General features: G+C 33.0%; 3 protein-coding genes and 1 pseudogene. All 4 read left to right on the forward strand.

All coding sequences use genetic code 11. The annotated features are described in order from the left end of the window. The first annotated feature begins 134 nt into the window (after positions 1-134). Entirely contained in the window at positions 135-707 is a 573-nt protein-coding gene (gmhA, locus tag AJ881_RS03745; RefSeq protein ID WP_070282271.1) for a D-sedoheptulose 7-phosphate isomerase, read from the forward strand. 95 nt (positions 708-802) lie between these two features. Then, positions 803-1,435: a zeta toxin family protein gene (locus tag AJ881_RS03750; protein WP_044779108.1), complete on the forward strand. Its 633-nt coding sequence runs from the start codon at positions 803-805 to the stop codon at positions 1,433-1,435. Then, positions 1,435-1,569 (forward strand): annotated as a pseudogene (locus AJ881_RS09390) (MerR family DNA-binding transcriptional regulator); the annotation flags it as partial. The gene AJ881_RS03750 and the pseudogene AJ881_RS09390, both read left to right, overlap by 1 nt. A 95-nt stretch (positions 1,570-1,664) precedes the next feature. Beyond that, positions 1,665-2,176 (forward strand): D-sedoheptulose 7-phosphate isomerase (gene gmhA, locus AJ881_RS03760; RefSeq protein WP_070282268.1); only part of this gene is annotated, 512 nt, incomplete at its 3' end.

Here is a 2,176-nt window from a genome sequence, read left to right on the forward strand (position 1 = left end):
GATATTTTGGTTAAAGGAGCTGATTATAAAGATAAGCTTGTTGTGGGTGCGGATATCGTTTCAAGAGTTGAATTAATCGACTTTGAAGAAGGATTTAGTACGAGCAAGATCATAGAAAAGATTAAGGATAAAAAATGATAAATTTAGTGGAAAAAGAATGGCAAGAACATCAAAAAATCGCTCAAGAAAGTGAAATTTTAAAAGGACAAATCGCTAAAGTAGGAGAGCTTTTGTGCGAGTGTCTTAAAAAAGGTGGCAAGATTTTGATTTGCGGAAATGGTGGGAGTGCAGCTGATGCCCAGCATTTTGCAGCTGAACTTAGTGGGCGTTATAAAAAAGAACGCAAAGCTTTAGCAGGCATAGCACTTACAACCGATACTTCAGCACTTAGTGCTATAGGAAATGACTATGGTTTTGAGTTTGTTTTTTCAAGACAAGTGGAAGCTTTAGGAAATGAAAATGATATTTTAATCGGTATTTCAACGAGCGGAAAAAGCCCTAATGTTTTAGAAGCTTTTAAAAAAGCAAAAGAACTTAATATGCTTTGTTTAGGGCTTAGCGGAAAAGGTGGTGGAACGATGAATAAGCTTTGCGATCATAATCTTGTTATACCAAGCGATGATACGGCTAGAATTCAAGAAATGCACATTTTGATCATACACACACTTTGTCAGATCATCGATGAGAGCTATAAAATTGATTTATAAAAACCTATGAAAAACTATAAATAAATATCAAATATTTTTAGATTTTTATTGAAAATTTATTACTATTACTTAAAAATTTATACAAGGAACTTTTTATGGTAAATCAACCAACAGCTACTATTTTTGCTGGTGTAAATGGTGCAGGAAAGACTACTTTATATTTTTTAGCACAAGAGCAAGGAATAAATTTAGGTTATCGCATAAATGTAGATGAGATAGCTCAAAGCATTGGAGATCATAGAGATAGACAAACTCAAGTTCGTGCCTCAAAGATAGCTATAAAAATGCGTAAAGTATATATAAATGATAAACTTAATTTTAATCAAGAAACTACGCTTTGCGGAAAAGCTATATTAAATCTATTTAGTGAATTAAAAGAGCATGGTTATAAAATCAATTTACACTTCGTAGGACTTGATAGCCCGAAAACTGCAAAAGCGCGAGTAAAAATAAGAGTAGCTAAAGGTGGGCACGACATAGAGCCGCATTTAATAGATAAAAGATATTATGAAAGTATGCAAAATCTTTTAAAAATTATGCCATTATGTGATGAGATTTTAGTTTATGATAATACTAAAAATTATGAATTAATTGCAAAGATAACAAATGGGATATTAGATTTGCAAAATAATGTTGCTTGGTTTAATGATTTAATATCAGACAAAACACAATCTAAAAGCCACTCTTATAATAATGAATATAATCATTCTAGTAGGATTAAACTATAATGGATAAGCTCGTTTCTATCGGATACGCTGCAAATTTACTTGGTGTTACAATACAAACAATCCGCAATTGGGATAAACAAGGTTTGTTAAAGCCCGATATTTTGGTTAAAGGAGCTGATTATAAAGATAAGCTTGTTGTGGGTGCGGATATCGTTTCAAGAGTTGAATTAATCGACTTTGAAGAAGGATTTAGTACGAGCAAGATCATAGAAAAGATTAAGGATAAAAAATGATAAATTTAGTGGAAAAAGAATGGCAAGAACATCAAAAAATCGCTCAAGAAAGTGAAATTTTAAAAGGACAAATCGCTAAAGTAGGAGAGCTTTTGTGCGAGTGTCTTAAAAAAGGTGGCAAGATTTTGATTTGCGGAAATGGTGGGAGTGCAGCTGATGCCCAGCATTTTGCAGCTGAACTTAGTGGGCGTTATAAAAAAGAACGCAAAGCTTTAGCAGGCATAGCACTTACAACCGATACTTCAGCACTTAGTGCTATAGGAAATGACTATGGTTTTGAGTTTGTTTTTTCAAGACAAGTGGAAGCTTTAGGAAATGAAAATGATATTTTAATCGGTATTTCAACGAGCGGAAAAAGCCCTAATGTTTTAGAAGCTTTTAAAAAAGCAAAAGAACTTAATATGCTTTGTTTAGGGCTTAGCGGAAAAGGTGGTGGAACGATGAATAAGCTTTGCGATCATAATCTTGTTATACCAAGCGATGATACGGCTAGAATTCAAGAAATGCA

Origin of the sequence: Campylobacter sp. BCW_6460 (genome assembly GCF_001762705.1) — a bacterium.
GTDB classification, from domain to species: domain Bacteria; phylum Campylobacterota; class Campylobacteria; order Campylobacterales; family Campylobacteraceae; genus Campylobacter_D; species Campylobacter_D jejuni.